The sequence below is a fragment of the Owenweeksia hongkongensis DSM 17368 genome, assembly GCF_000236705.1.
Taxonomy (GTDB): Bacteria; Bacteroidota; Bacteroidia; order Flavobacteriales; family Schleiferiaceae; genus Owenweeksia; species Owenweeksia hongkongensis.
Genome location: NC_016599.1, coordinates 1,453,496 through 1,468,361, shown reverse-complemented (window position 1 = coordinate 1,468,361; position 14,866 = coordinate 1,453,496). Strand labels below are relative to the sequence as shown.

The window sequence follows — 14,866 nt, the reverse complement described above, 5'->3', positions numbered from 1 at the left end:
CAGGTTTACCTGCGCCATGTTTAAAAACCTGTCAGGTCTGGGGGATTTACACCTCATGAAAATCCACGTAAGGAAGCCTCTCCATGTAGGTTACTTCCAGGTTTACGAAATCGAAGTCCTCTAATATTTGGCCTTTTAGCAAATAAACCCCGCGCCCTTGAAACTTATATTTTGCCGCTACCTGCGGGAAATGGACAGAATCGATAAAGTTTCCTTCGATGTCAAAAAAGCAACCAAACTGCATGTGCTGTGGGTTTTTGCTTCGTGTGTTCAGATTGCGCACATGGATCAGGTAGCCGCACATACTCACCTCTTTGCCAATGTAGTTTTCCATGTCTTTGGCCAAAATGGTGCCTTGTGGCAATTGAGGAACTAAGTCAAAAGGTGAGGTGAGCGGGAAGCCGAGAATCTCAATTTCATCCACAGCTTTTTCATGTTGGTTGTATTCCAGTTTGGGGATTTCCAATTTCTTGGGAGTGGTTCTAAAGAGGTCGCTTACGGGAGCTGATTTTTTGGCGCCTCCCAAAATGAAATGAGCTTCCCATAGCAGTTTCTTTTTATCTGGGTTTAAAGTTCGAAAGGCATTGATGCGAATTAAAATTACTAGTTGATCCAGAGAAATTTCTACACGATCCAGAAAGTTTTGAAGGCTTTCAAAGGTTCCGTTTCTGTTGCGCTCCATCATCATTCGACCAATCACCTTTTCCTCTAATTCCTGCATTAGGTTAAAACCTAAAAAGATGTGTGTGCCATCAATTGAGGTTTCTATCGCTGAGCGATTAACACAGGGCGCTTCAATGATTCCTCCGTGCAGTCGGGCTTCATTTACGTAAGTTTCTACGCTATAAAACCCACCGCCATTGTTGATAGTGGCCACCATGTACTCCAAAGGAAAATAAGCCTTCAAGTAAAGACTTTGATAACTTTCTACAGCATAGCTGGCGGAGTGCCCTTTGGCAAAAGCAAAGTTTCCGAAGCTTTCAATTTGTCGCCAAACTTCCTGTGATATGGCGGGGTCGTAGCCAAAGGAGTTACAGTTGGAAAAGAATTTATCTCTTACTTCATTAAAGCGATTTCGCTCTTTGAACTTCCAGCTCATTCCTCGTCTTAGAATATCAGATTCTTCTAAAGTGAGCCCCGCAAAAAAGTGAGCAACCTTCAATACATCTTCCTGATACACCATCACCCCGTAGGTTTCGCTGAGTATTTCTGCCAGTTTTGGGTGCGTATATTTCCTTGTTTCAGGTTGGCGAAATCGCTTTATATACTCAGTCATCATCCCGCTTTTGGCCACACCCGGACGAATAATGGAACTTGCTGCCACAAGAGAACGATACGTGTCGCCACGCAGTTTTTTGAGTAACCCACGCATGGCAGGAGATTCTACATAAAAGCAGGCCATAGTTTTTCCCTCCCTAAGCAAGGCTTTTATTTTTTCATCATGGTAAAATGGACGCGGATGGTGAATATCTATTTCTGAAGCTTCGGGTTGATTTTTCTTCACAATTTCCACTGCATCTTTAATTTTCCCCAGCCCACGTTGGCCCAAAATATCAAACTTGTAAAGACCAACATCTTCTGCTGAGTACATGTCGAAATGCGTAGTAGGGAATCCTTTTGGGGGAAGAAAAGTAGCGCCAAATTGATACACCTCCTGCTGGGGAATAAGAATACCGCTGCTGTGAATGGTCATATTGTGGGGAAAGTTCTCGATGAGCTTTCCATATTTCAGCACCAGCTTTTGCATATCATCCAGATTGTGCGGACGATTGGGGGGGCTGCTCAATTCGTCAATATCGCGGCTGGGAAGGCCGAGTACTTTTCCTAATTCGCGGGTAACCGCCCGATACTTAAATGTAGTGTGCGAACCTAAAAGAGCCGCTTTTGGGTAACGTTCAAAAATGTATCGGGTCACGTCTTGCCGATCTCGCCACGAAAAATCCACATCAAAATCAGGAGGCGATTGACGCCTCATATTCATGAATCGTTCAAAATATAGATCCAGCTCAATGGGGTCTACATCTGTAATTCGAAGTAGGTAAGCTACCAAGCTATTGGCCCCCGAGCCGCGACCTACATAGAAATAGTTGTTTCTGCGGGCATAGTTTACAATGTCCCAATTGATGAGAAAGTAGCTGTAAAAGCCACGTTTTTCTAAAACTTCCAGCTCCTTGTCCACACGGTCCAGAACTTCTTTTGATGGATTATTTCCATATCGATATTGTAAACCTTCTCGGCACAAGCTGTGAATTTTTTCACGATCATCAGCCATAGTGCCATTGGGCGTCCAAATGGATTGATTTTGAGTTTTATGGTAGTTTTTAAATTCAAAATCTATCGAACATTGCTCAAGTACTCTTCGGGTATTTTCTATGATTTTGGGAAACTCTTCAAAGGCACTTTCCAGTTCGGAAGGTGTCGTGTAAGTGTCCTTAAGTGTTGCTTGCTCACTTTCGGGAAGTTTGCTCAGCAGTACATTTTGGTCAATAGCACGAAGTAGGCGATGGGTATTATAATCGCGCTTATTGCGAAAAGTGTTGGTATGTAGAATCACCAGTTTATCCGTCCTGTTTTTCCATTCTGAAAATTTCAGTTTTATAAGTTGAGATGGATGAACACCTACAAATTCATTTTCATGAAGTTTTCGGTTTGGAGCTTTTAGAAAAGGGTAAATCACAAAGCAGTGACTGAATTCCGCTTCAGCGGGAATAGGGTTTCCGTTCATTTGGTGTTTTGAAAGAAACTTGTTCAGCTCTGCATAACCTTCATTATTCATGGCAAGACCAACAAATTGCTGGTCGGTACCATTTCTAAAGTCAATCCCTAAAATGGGGCGGATGTTAGCTTCTTTTGCTAAGCGTACAAATTCAATTCCGGCAGCAGTGCTGTTGATGTCAGTGAGCACAAGTTCATGCAAGCCTGATTCCACAGCCCAGTCCAACATTTCCTTTGGTGAAAGGCAGCCGTAAGTAAAGGAGTATGTGGAATGGTTGTTTAGCACGTGTAGTTAATTAGTGGAATTGTTAATTGGTTGAATTGTCCCCTCCCGGCTTTCAGCCACCCCACTCCAAAGGGGAACAGATTCTGTGTCTCCCGCTGGCGGGAGTACCCGAAGGGGGAGGGTGGACATAAATACTACAAAGTAACAATTCAATAACAATGGAAATGAAGGGAATTAAAGTTTGCGCCAACCTTTTATTCACTTTTTTCGTGTGCATTTGTATCACAGGAATCTTTGATACTTTTAACAAAACTAACAACTCTCAATTATGAAAAGATTACTACTTCTCGTTCTCTTGCTTCCCTTTACCGTTTTTGCTCAGCATGAGTTTGGATATCATGCTACGTGGTATTATGAATATTCGGAGTTTGGCTATAGTGGTTACAAAAAGATCACCCATGCTAGTGACACAAATATGCTAGGTATAGACTGGTTAAAATTTGAAGTGACAGGTGTGAGTGAGATAAAGACGGGGCCCAACCCTAATGATATAATTCAGTCTAAAAATGTGGTGTTTCCTTCTATCTACCTAGCCACTCGAAATGATTCAGTATTTCGTCTTTTAAATGATTCTACTTCTTATTTGTTATATGATTTTAGTGCCACAGTAGGTGATAAATGGCAGTTTTCGCCTAGCGATACAAGTTTTGGTTGTGATTCAATTCCTGTTGCAACAGTTACAACTATAGGGACAGAAATGATTGATGGTAAGAATATGAGATATCTGGATGTTGCTTTTCCAATGGATAGTGTGGATTATGGAGGGACATCCAATTATCAACCAGTGTCTAATGCAATATTAAGTAATAGGGTGTACCCTGATTTTGGAAGTACAGGTTATGTTGTCCCCTTTGTTCCTGCTCCTAATCTTTGTGATGGTAGTGTATTTAGAACTACCCAGCTTAGTAACTATAGTTTGAGGTGTTTTAGTAATGACAGTGTTTCACTGCATTTTGTTTCTTGGCCTTGTGATCATTGGGATTTCATTTCTGTGGAAGAGTACCGGGCTATAAATTTTGAGATATACCCGAATCCTTCAGGCGGTCATTTGAATATTCAGGCCGATGAAGTGATTTCAAAAGTTGAAATCTACTCTTTGGGTGGGCAAAAACTTATTGAAACTCTCGAAACAGAAAACATAGAACTACCGACTTCTTCGGGAATGTATGTTGTAGCTATTCACTTTGAAGATGGACAAAAAGTTGTTACAAAAGTGGTGAGGGAATGAGGTTAATTTTATTGTGTCGTGCCGATAGCACTATATAACAAATCAACTAATGCCCAACTACGCTCTACGATGTGCTAAAATCATGGAAGGTTTTCCATTAAAAGGATTGGCGCCACCCAGGTTTCGGCTTTCCATGGTTTTGGCGCGTTTTATTGAATTTATGCCAAAGCGATTGCGGATATGGTCCATGGCTTGGTACAGACGGATTACCTCTTCGCTATCTTCAAACAAATTGATTTGATGACCGCCTCCCACAAGGTGGCTACATTTTACACCTACCAATCTTACAAGCAATCTTTTGTTATACAGTTTTTCAAAAAGCTCCTTAGTGATGGCAATCAGCGAGTGGTCATTGCTGGTATAAGGAATACGTTTTTGCAATGTATAGGTATTAAAATCTGAATAGCGAATTTTTACCGTAACGCAGGCCGTAAGCTTATTTCCCTGCCTTAGCTGAAAGGCGAGATTTTCAGCCATAGCAATTATAAGGGTGCGCAGCTTATCTACATCAATAGTGTCTTTTTGAAAAGTACGCTCCAGCGAAATAGATTTTCTCTCTTGATACGCCACAATGGGACTGTTGTCAATACCGTTGGCTTTTTTCCAAATCATTACACCGGTTTTTCCCATGGCACGATCCATGAGCTCAATGGGCATTTCCTGCAAAGTATGAATGCGCTTAACGCCCATTTGACTAAGTCGGAGAGTAGTTTTATCGCCTACCATCGGAATCTTTTTTACTGAAAGGGGAGCAAGGAAAGGCTTTTCAGTGCCGCGTGAAACTTCAATTTTATTGTTGGGCTTGGCTTCGCCAGTGGCAATTTTAGCTACAGTTTTGTTGGTAGAAAGACCGAAGGAAATTGGGAGCCCTGTTTCGCGAATAATCTTGTCGCGGATTTCAGAAGCCAGCTTAAAGCAACCAAAAAACTTGTCCATCCCCGTAAGGTCGGTGTAAAACTCATCGATGGAGGTTTTCTCAAAAAGTGGAACTTCTTCCTTTATAATCTCGGTGATGATGTCAGAGTATTTGCTGTAGCGACTGCTGTCACCTTTTATTACCACAGCCTCCGGACAAAGTTGCAAGGCGGTGCGCATGGGCATGGCCGAATGTATTCCAAACCTACGGGCTTCATAACTGCAGGATGCTACCACACCGCGACTGTCGGTGCCGCCTACCAAAACGGGCTTACCTACCAAAGCACTATTCTGCAATCTTTCTACCGATACAAAAAAGGTATCCAGATCCAGATGGGCGATGGTTTTGTTGCGGTTATTTTCTTCTGCGTAAAGCATCCTTTAGTACTGTGTGTTTTGGTAGAAAATAGTTTTTTAAAAACTGATTTTCAGTAGGTTTTGTTGTGTGAGGTAGAAATATAAAGATAGGGAATTGATAGGCGAATAGAGGAGGGGGTAGATCCTGAGTTTTTCATAATGAGCTGCGAGACCGCATTATAAGTTGCATGAGATTGAGGGTCAAAATCATAATTTTTTCACAAAGAGGAAGAGGGCTTTCTAAGGGGGAAAGGAAAACCCGACAGATTTTGAAATTCTCGTTACTTAGGAAAATATTTTTAACAACATGAAAAGAATTATGGAAAATAAAATAGACCCACTGGTTAAGGATCGTGAGTTTAAAGAGGCTGTGGGAGCATTTGTAATAGCATTTTATGAATTAGAGTTTGGGCTAGTATTTTTATGCAGTATGACAGATTTTGATATATATAATCGAGATTATTACTTAAAAAAGTATATCGGAATGTCGCTTGAACAGAAAAGAAATGTGATATCGGACTTTATTAAAGAACAAATGCCGGAGCTCACAGAAGTGTGGAAGAGCATCAATAGTGAAATAGGTCAGTTAAATAAAGATAGACGATATATAGCTCACGGGTTTATGTCGTACCATATTCCAAGTGAAAATATTTCTACCTATATAAGAGAAAAGGGTGTAATCAATGAAAGGTTATTGACGGTTAAAGAGATTTGCACTTTGACAAAAAGACTTTACAAGGTGAATACAGGAGAAAATGGTGTGAATGGTGAATTCCACGTGCTTTTTGCTAAAACAAGAATTAATAAGTGGAATAGGGTAGTAAATGATAAATATAAAATAGTCTAAAGGATAAATGGAGAAGTTTTAACGGATTGGAAGGGTAAAGGTTAGGACCAACCCATCCAAAAAACCTTTAAAAGCTGTTGTTTATAGGCGATAATTTTGATGCTTATAAAAAATTAGAGAGGCACACTTTTCACCAATGAGTCGCAAAGCCGCATATAAAACTACAGGTCTTTGAAGATCAAAAAAATAACTTTTTAGACAATAATGCTAGTCTCTTAAACTTTTTGAGCTGTAGGAAAATTCATGTAAAATTAACCTGCGTTTATTTAGACTGTTTAAAAATAGAGTTTACATTTGCCCCCGATTTAAAAAATCCAACGGACTAAATGACTCGGTTTTATTACTCAGTATTGTTTCTTTTATGTTTTAGCATTGTGGCCTACGGTCAGCAATGTAATATTGGTGGACAAGTGTTGCTGAGTGATGGAACGCCATTAATAGGCGCTCATCTCATTTTGGAAGAAACCAAAAAAGCAGGAGTAACAGATGCTAATGGGGTGTTTAGTATTTCTAATATTCCACATGGCACACACACGTTAGTGGTAAGCTCAATGGAGGCAAAAACCCTAAGGCAAAAAATAAAGCTTCACAAAGACAAGCATACTATAAACTTAACAGCCGAGCCTTCTAATGTGGAGCTTGAGGAAGCCCAGGTGGCTGCTAAAACGGTGGCTTCCGAAATTGAAAGTAGCGGCTTTGCAGTAAATGCATTAGAAACCAAAGATATTCAGTACCAGTCTATTCAGGTGAACGATATGCTGGATCAGAGCACGGGAGTGCGCATCAGGCAAACCGGAGGATTGGGGTCGCAGGTGGTGTATAATATCAATGGTTTGTCTGGCAATAGCGTGCGTATTTTTATAGATGGTATTCCTATTGAAAATTACGGATCATCGTTTTCATTAAGTAGTATTCCTAGTTCAAGTATAGAGCGCGTAGAAGTTTATAAAGGAGTGGTGCCAGCCCACCTTGGCGGTGATGCATTGGGCGGTGCCATCAATGTGATTACCAAAAAATTGGTGGCAAACTCGTTGAATGTATCCTACAGTTTTGGTTCGTTTAATACGCATCAAGCCAGCATAAATGGTAATTATCGCAATCAGAAAAACGGGCTTACGTTTCGTGGTTCAGCTTTTTACAATTACTCAGATAACAATTATGATGTATGGGGCGACAAGGTGTACACCACAGGTGCAGATGGTAAGAAGGAATATATCACCGCTGAGCGTTTTCACGATTCATACCAATCAAGAGGAGGTAAGGCTGAGCTAGGTTTTACGAATGTAAAATGGGCTGATCAAGCTTTTGTTGGCGTATTGCTTAGTGATTTGGATAAAGATATTCAGCATGGAGCTACCATGGAGTTGGTGTATGGAAATAGACGTGCCGAGCAGAGTACTCAGGCTATTAATCTGTTGTACACCAAAAATGATTTCCTGCTAAAAGGATTGGATATTAATATTTCAGGCCTTTATTCTAATCTTAGGAGAAACATTATTGACACCGTACCTTATATGTATGATTGGAGCGGAAATCGTGTTTCCGACTACTGGGATTTATATGATGGCGAATGGTTGGAATATCAAACCGGGGCAGAGGCTGGAGATCCAACTTTGAATGAAGACCGCGAGAAAAAATTAACGGGCCGTGCAAACCTTACTTATCGCATAAATACCAAAAATAAGGTGGTGCTCAATTACCTCGCTACTGATTTTCAGCGCAAGCCTGATGATCCATTATTACCAGACGCAGAGCGTGAACTAATAGATACTCGACATTTCAGGAAAAGTGTAACGGGGGTTTCTTACGAAAACACAGCTTTTGATGGAAGATTGACTACATCCATATTTGGGAAATTTTACTACCAATATGTAAAGCTAAAAGATGCTGTGCGTGGTCGTGATGCCGTAACAGCGTATGAATACGAAGACAGTCGAAACGAAACTGGATATGGTATTGCGGCTGCCTATTATTTATTTCCAAAAGTAGAGCTTACGGCTTCTGCCGAAAATGCTATCCGCATGCCGGGAAGTACAGAAATATTTGGAAATACAGCTGAGAATGTAGATGCCAGTTATGAATTGGAACCTGAGCGTAGCACTAACTTCAACGTGGGTTTTGTGCTGGGAATGTTTGGCAAAAAGAAACACAATGTAGGTTTCAATGCCAATTTCTTTTACCGCAATATTCAGGGAATGATAATGCCCGGAGTGCCTGATCAGCAGGATGAAACGTTTAGCTATGTAAATGTGCACTCAGTATTGAGCACTGGTTTTGATGCTGAGGCAAAATATAGTTTTGATCAAAAGTTAAACTACAGACTGGGGGTATCTCTGGCAAACCCTCGCTTTAATACTCAATATGACGAGTATGGTGATGAATATTTGTATTACAAAGACCGCCTTCGAAACGAACCATTTTTTACAGTAAATAGTAACCTGCGCTATACAATGCGCGATGTTTTGCAGAAAAAATCAAGATTGAGCATGTATTATAATCTAGGTTATGTACATGAGTTTTACCGCAATTGGCCAAGCATTGGTGGAGCAAATAAAGATGTGATTCCTTCACAAATGGTGCATGATGTGGGTGTGGCCTACACATTTCCAAAAGACAAGCTTACACTTAGTGCGGATGCGCGAAACCTATTGAATGAACAAGTATTTGACAATTGGGCTCTGCAGAAACCCGGGAGAGCCTTTTATGTGAAAGCTAGTTATTCAATTTTTTAAACCAATCAATTCTTTAAAAACACAATAATATGAACCGTAAGTTCAACAGATTTTCAAAATTAGCCATGGCAGCGGGTGTTGCTTTTTTGGCAGTAGCCTGTGAAAAGGATGATAATAATGATGACTCTACAACTACCGAAAGAGTATATACCCTGGGTTATGCCGATGGTTCGGGAAACCCTTCAGCCACTTATGTGCAGGGAACTACCGATTTAAGTGAGGGTGATATTACTTTCAAAGGCTATGGTTTTGAAGTACCATCTACACGTACTGCTCGTATTTTTACCTCTAGCGATGGTAAAACCATGTACAGCCTTGATTACGGTGGTGGAAGCATTTATAAGTTTACTGTAAATGGTGGTCAAAACTACACCAAGGTAGATGAAACCAACATCGAGCAAGCTATGGGTACTGCTTACCCTCGCTGGACTAGAATTAATGATGATGTAGCTCTTTTGCATAGCGTTGCCACTGAAAACATGTACGATGCCAATGGCGTTTATACCCACACCGAAACTACGGCTCGCGTAATGTCAGTAGGTTTGGATGGGTTGACCATCAATGAAATTTCTGATTTTACTATTCCAATGTCTGCCGAAATGCAAAATACCGGAGACTATGTTTTTCGTATTGATGCACCTGTGGTGATAGGAGACAAAGTATTTTATGGAATGGGTAAGCGCAAGTATGATCCTGCTACCGATCAAAATATTGACGCTATTTATCCTAATGTAGAAACTTTGGTACTTGATTACCCAAGTCTGGAAAATCCACGTATTATTTCTACCAATGTAAATGGAGCCAGAGGAGCTACCAATGGTTACCGTACTTCTGTTTCTTATCAAGATGAAAGAGGCGATGTGTACCAAATTACCACCGTGCCTGACAATACCTTTCAAACGCACATTTTGAAAATCAGCAATGGCGATTACGATGATAACTACAGTTTGAACCTTTCTTCACTGCTTGGAGAAAACACTATTTCTAATGGTTGGTTTTATGTAGGAAACGGTATTGGCTATGTACCTTATGCAAACTCTGACCAAGGTGGTACAAGTGATGCTGTGTGGAGCGTTGCTCGCGTGGATTTATATAGCAATACAGCTGTAAAGCTTAATTTGCCAGCAGACCTTTGGTTGCAACAATACCAAAATAGCGTAGTTGCAAATGGTGAGTTTAAGATGGCAATTGCTCCAAAAGGTGGAGAAGGTTATATCTACAGTTTTGATGTAAGCTCTACTTCTGCAGATGCGGTAACTCAAGGTGCTAAAATTGAGGCTGGCGCAGATTCTTACTACATCGGTATTTATTAATAACAATTTTTTTCTGCCGCGCATTATTTAGAGTTTTGCGCGGCAGATTTTAAGATTTCAAAAAGCAGTAAAATGGTAACAAGTCGATTGATAAGCAAAGTAGCTCTTATGCTGATGCTGGTGGTTTCATCTTTTGCTCAAGCAAAAAATGGTAATGTATTTCTGGAGAGAAGTTTTTGGAAAGGCGCGCCAGATGTAGAAACGGTAAAGCAAAAAATAGAGGAAGGAAATGATCCTACCGCCAAAAACGGCAATGCCTTTGACGGAGCTACTTATGCCATTTTACAGGATGCACCTTTGGCCACTATTGAGTACATGACTTCACTGGAGGGTAACAGTGTAAATAAGCTTACCCATGACGGACGTACGTACATTTTTTGGGCAGCTTATCGCAGTAATTTACCAGTGGTAAAAATGCTTTTGTCAAAAGGAGCAAAGCTTGATATTGTAGATACACATGGAAATAGCGCACTTACTTTTGCCGCAACCAATGGCGTTACCAACACTGAAATTTACGATGTGCTTATAGAAGGTGGTGCTGATGTGAAATTCACCGATCACCATGGAGCCAATGCGTTGCTTCTTGCTGCGGCTAGCGATAAAGACTTTGCTTTGATGAATTACTTTACTGGTAAAGGATTGGATGTAAAAGCTAAAGACAATGATGGTAATTCAGCTTTTAACTATGCCGCTCGTACAGGCAACATTGACATGATGGAGCAACTTGTGAAAGCTGGTGTGGAGTACAAAGGATTGAATAAAGAAGGCGGAAATGCTATGCTATTTGCTGCACGCGGAACCAGAAATGCGAGTAATGGTATAGAAGTGTATAAGTACCTGGAGAAAAAAGGCGTGAAGCCAAACGTGGTTACCAATGAAGGAACTACGCCTCTTCACCTTTTAGCTGGAAGAAGCGAGGATATGGAAGTATTGAAGTATTTCATCAAAAAAGGTGTAAACCCAAATCAAGTGGATGCTGATGGCAACAATGCGTTGATGATTTCTGCTTCGCGTAATAAGTTGATGGTGGTGGAGCTTTTTGCCAAAGAAACCAAAGACATTAATGCAGTAAATAAAAAAGGCGAAACAGCGCTAAACAATGCTGTGGCTGGAAATACCAGCGAAGTAGTAAACTTTTTACTTTCAGAAGGAGCAAAAACAAATGACTTGACAGGCAAGGCGCTTATTGATTCTTACCGTAAAGGAGAGGGTAAGGAGTTGCAGGCCAAATTGGCAAGCATTTATTCAGAAGATTTTAATCCTTCTGGTGTGCATGCCGATGGAAATACTTTGCTTCATTATGCAGCCGAGAAGGATGATTTGGAATTGACAAAAATGGCTCTCAACTGGGAGATGGACATCAATGCCAAAAATGATGAAGGCAACACAGCTTTGCTTATAGCAGCCATGAAAGCTTCAAATACCGAAGTGCTACAGTTTCTTATGGACAATGGCGCTGATGCAAGCATTAAAACAGATTTTGAGGAAAGTGCTTACGATTTGGCCAGCGAAAATGAGCTGCTAACTGAAGCCAATGCGGACATTAGTTTTTTGAAATAGGAAGATGAAGAAACTTAGGATTTTACTTTTTGCTTTAGCAGGTCTATTGTTATTGGGCGCTTTTAAAGCTGGTAACACTACAAGTAAAAAGTTTAAGTGTATGATTCAAATGGTGAATTATACAGGAGAGGGCGCATATATTATTATCTCATTAATTGACCCAAAAGGAGCGTACGAGGAAACGCTTTTTATACATGGCGAAGATGATGAGTGGTACCATGAGATTGATGAATGGTGGAAATTTTGGGGTGCCAAAAAACGCAGCGTTGATGGCATTACAGGCGAAACCTTAGCTGGTGGAGAGCGTCTGATTAGCGTGCTTAATATTGATGAATCTAAAATAAATGCAGGTTACAAATTACGTTTTGAAACCTCTGTAGAGGATGAAGGTTATCACGTAAAAGATGTAGAAATTCCATTGACCACTGAAGCTTTGAAAGCTAAGGCTGAGGGTACTGGTTTTATCCGTTATGTGCGTTTGATGCCGCAATAAAAAAGAACTTACATGATTCTTTCATTTTGGAGATACAGTCATCTTGCTTTGGCTGTATCTTCTTTTATTTTTATTCTAATCGCTTCCCTTACCGGGATAATTTTGGCCGTGGAGCCCGTTTCCAATCAGCTGGAAGTAGGGCTTGCCTCTGAGGCAACAAGTGAGGTAAGCTTGGCGCAAACACTTGCAGCATTGAGCAATCGCTATGATGAGGTGCTGAGTGTAGCTGTAGATGAAAATGATTTGGTGAAAGCCACCGTGATTGATGAAAACGGAGACTTTAGTGAGTTTTATATCAATCCCCTTACGGGCGAAAAAACAGCGGATCTGATAGAATCTGCGCCCATTTATCAATTTGCTACCAACCTGCATCGCTCGCTTTTTCTCAAAAGCATCGGACGCTTTTTTGTAGGATTGGCCTCCTTACTTTTATTCTTTATTTCCGTTTCCGGAATTGCCCTTATCATCAGAAGGCAGCAAGGCATAAAACGATTTTTTGCTAGAGTACTTAGAGATAATTTCTTTCAGTACTACCATGTTTACTTAGGGCGATTGAGTCTTATTCCAATCGTGATTATCACCCTGACTGGGGTTTACCTTTCACTTCTTCGCTTTGAAGTTATTCCTGCCACATCGCTTTCTCATGATGTAGATTATGAAAATATTCAGGCTGAACCAAAATTGGCCACAGCCGACTTTCCAATTTTTAATGATATAAAACTGGATGAGCTTCGCACTTTGGAGTTTCCTTTTTCAGATGATGTGGAGGATTATTATTTGGTAAGTCTTCAGTCCAAAGAAGTTTTGGTAAATCAATTCACTGGGGAGGTTTTGAGTGAACTCAAATATCCTTTTGTAGATATTGCTTCGCGCTGGAGCATAGATCTGCACACGGGCCGTGGTAGTATTTTTTGGTCTGTGATTTTGGGCTTGGCGTCCATCAGTACTTTGTTTTTTATCTACTCCGGTTTTGCCATGACTTTGCGAAGAAGGGCTTCCCGAATAAAAAACAAATACAAGAAAAATCAGGCTAAGTATATAATCCTGGTTGGATCAGAGTCGGGGAGTACCATTCGTTTTGCCACCATTTTGCATCAGCAATTATTGGCTGCCGGCCAAAAGTCTTATTTGGCCGAAATGAACCGCTACTCCGAGTTTAAGAAGATGGAGCATTTGATAGTATTTGCGGCAACCTATGGTGTGGGCGAACCTCCGGCTAATGCTAAAAAGTTTGAAAAGCGCTTCACTAAATTCAGCTCCAAAAATCCATACAGTTTTTCGGTGGTCGGCTTTGGTTCATTGGCTTATTCCAATTTTTGCCAATATGCTTTTGATGTAGATAAACTGTTGCAAACCGACAGCAAAGCTCATCGAATGCTGGAACCTTATACTATCAATAATCGCTCTTGGGAAGCTTTTAACCAATGGGTAAATCAGTGGGGCGAACATGTAGGTTTGGATATTTCTGTACCACAGGAAAACCCTATTACACAGAAGCGGAAGAAGAAACAGAGCTTTGAGGTAATTGAAAAAACGGAGGCTTGTGATAGCCCTGATGACACTTTTACGGTTACCTTAAAAACCGACAGCTTTAAGTTTCAATCAGGAGATTTATTGGCGGTGTACCCAAATGATGAAACGCACGAGCGTCTGTATTCTATTGGTTTAAATAACCGTGGTGAAATATTGTTGAGCATCAAGCGACATTCTCAGGGGCTGTGTTCTAATTATATCAATGACTTGAAGGTTGGCGAAAAGCTGCAAGCCAGCATTGTAAAGAATCGCGATTTTCACTTTCCTAAAAGAGCAAGAAAGGTGTTGATGATAAGTACAGGTACTGGTATAGCTCCGTTTTTGGGAATGATGAATCACAATCATAAAAAGATAGAAACAGAGCTTATGTGGGGCGGAAGGAATGAGGCTTCATTTGAGTTGTACAAAGAAGTTATTGAAGGAAATCTTAGTCGCGGGTATTTAAGTAAATACGCACCGGCCTATTCGCGAGCACAAGCGGAGAAGTTATACGTGCAGCATTTGGTAAAAAGGGATGCGGAGCAAATAGCTGCCTTACTTAAAGCCAAAGGCGTTATTATGATCTGCGGCAGCATTGCCATGCAAAAGGAAGTAACCGCAACCTTGGATATCATTTGCCGAAAGGCTAACAAAAAGCCATTGAGCTATTACCAAAATAAGGGACAGTTGAAGATGGATTGCTATTAAATGAAAAAGCCGCTCCGAAATCATTCGGAGCGGCTTTTTTACATTTGTCTCGTCCTGAAATACATCAGAACTTTCTTTCATAATGGGTGGAAGATGGGGCTCCCTTCGGCTTCGCTTTGCTGCGCTCAGGATAAACTTCTCGCCCCACTGTATTCTTCTGTAAATGAAAAAGAGAGTCCTGAAATACATCAGAACTCTCT

9 protein-coding genes are annotated in these 14,866 nt (G+C 40.7%); 7 read left to right on the top strand and 2 right to left on the bottom strand.

Features of this window, described 5'->3' with window-relative positions:
* Nucleotides 1-46: 46 nt before the first annotated feature.
* On the bottom strand, nucleotides 47-3,001 hold the full coding sequence (locus tag OWEHO_RS06680) for a DNA polymerase III subunit alpha (protein WP_014201709.1): 2,955 nt from the start codon (nucleotides 2,999-3,001) through the stop codon (nucleotides 47-49).
* Between the two features lie 268 nt (nucleotides 3,002-3,269).
* Between OWEHO_RS06680 and OWEHO_RS06675 the strand changes: the two genes are divergently transcribed.
* Entirely contained in the window at nucleotides 3,270-4,229 is a 960-nt protein-coding gene (locus OWEHO_RS06675) for a T9SS type A sorting domain-containing protein (protein WP_014201708.1), read from the top strand.
* 57 nt (nucleotides 4,230-4,286) lie between these two features.
* Here the strand turns inward: OWEHO_RS06675 and dinB are convergent, their stop codons facing one another.
* A complete protein-coding gene (gene dinB / locus OWEHO_RS06670) occupies nucleotides 4,287-5,522 on the bottom strand; it encodes a DNA polymerase IV (RefSeq protein ID WP_014201707.1) in 1,236 nt (411 codons plus the stop codon).
* A gap of 286 nt (nucleotides 5,523-5,808) precedes the next feature.
* Here dinB and OWEHO_RS06665 point away from each other — a divergent pair, with 286 nt between their 5' ends.
* The 6 genes from OWEHO_RS06665 to OWEHO_RS06640 all read left to right on the top strand — a co-directional run bounded on the left by OWEHO_RS06665 (nucleotide 5,809) and on the right by OWEHO_RS06640 (nucleotide 14,666).
* The gene (locus tag OWEHO_RS06665; protein ID WP_041627476.1) at nucleotides 5,809-6,348 is read left to right on the top strand and encodes a hypothetical protein; all 540 of its coding nucleotides are present in this window, start codon (nucleotides 5,809-5,811) and stop codon (nucleotides 6,346-6,348) included.
* A 326-nt stretch (nucleotides 6,349-6,674) separates the two neighbouring features.
* On the top strand, nucleotides 6,675-9,080 hold the full coding sequence (locus tag OWEHO_RS06660) for a TonB-dependent receptor (protein WP_014201705.1): 2,406 nt from the start codon (nucleotides 6,675-6,677) through the stop codon (nucleotides 9,078-9,080).
* Nucleotides 9,081-9,109: 29 nt separating this feature from the next.
* Nucleotides 9,110-10,393 carry a hypothetical protein gene (locus OWEHO_RS06655; protein WP_014201704.1) on the top strand — a complete coding sequence of 428 codons (1,284 nt, stop codon included), beginning with the start codon at nucleotides 9,110-9,112 and terminating at the stop codon, nucleotides 10,391-10,393.
* A 72-nt stretch (nucleotides 10,394-10,465) separates the two neighbouring features.
* Nucleotides 10,466-11,953 carry an ankyrin repeat domain-containing protein gene (locus OWEHO_RS06650; RefSeq protein WP_014201703.1) on the top strand — a complete coding sequence of 496 codons (1,488 nt, stop codon included), beginning with the start codon at nucleotides 10,466-10,468 and terminating at the stop codon, nucleotides 11,951-11,953.
* A 4-nt stretch (nucleotides 11,954-11,957) separates the two neighbouring features.
* Nucleotides 11,958-12,446, top strand: a complete 489-nt coding sequence (locus OWEHO_RS06645; protein WP_014201702.1) for a DUF2271 domain-containing protein — start codon at nucleotides 11,958-11,960, stop codon at nucleotides 12,444-12,446.
* Nucleotides 12,447-12,458: 12 nt separating this feature from the next.
* Nucleotides 12,459-14,666, top strand: coding sequence for a PepSY domain-containing protein (locus tag OWEHO_RS06640; protein ID WP_014201701.1), 2,208 nt, complete (start codon nucleotides 12,459-12,461; stop codon nucleotides 14,664-14,666).
* The last annotated feature ends 200 nt before the right edge of the window (nucleotides 14,667-14,866 follow it).

Coding starts and splice junctions, on each gene's coding strand:
- OWEHO_RS06675 (WP_014201708.1), top strand. CDS start 3,270: ATGAAAAGATTACTACTTCTCGTTCTCTTGCTTCCCTTTACCGTTTTT.
- dinB (WP_014201707.1), bottom strand. CDS start 5,522: ATGCTTTACGCAGAAGAAAATAACCGCAACAAAACCATCGCCCATCTG.
- OWEHO_RS06665 (WP_041627476.1), top strand. CDS start 5,809: ATGAAAAGAATTATGGAAAATAAAATAGACCCACTGGTTAAGGATCGT.
- OWEHO_RS06660 (WP_014201705.1), top strand. CDS start 6,675: ATGACTCGGTTTTATTACTCAGTATTGTTTCTTTTATGTTTTAGCATT.
- OWEHO_RS06655 (WP_014201704.1), top strand. CDS start 9,110: ATGAACCGTAAGTTCAACAGATTTTCAAAATTAGCCATGGCAGCGGGT.
- OWEHO_RS06650 (WP_014201703.1), top strand. CDS start 10,466: ATGGTAACAAGTCGATTGATAAGCAAAGTAGCTCTTATGCTGATGCTG.
- OWEHO_RS06645 (WP_014201702.1), top strand. CDS start 11,958: ATGAAGAAACTTAGGATTTTACTTTTTGCTTTAGCAGGTCTATTGTTA.
- OWEHO_RS06640 (WP_014201701.1), top strand. CDS start 12,459: ATGATTCTTTCATTTTGGAGATACAGTCATCTTGCTTTGGCTGTATCT.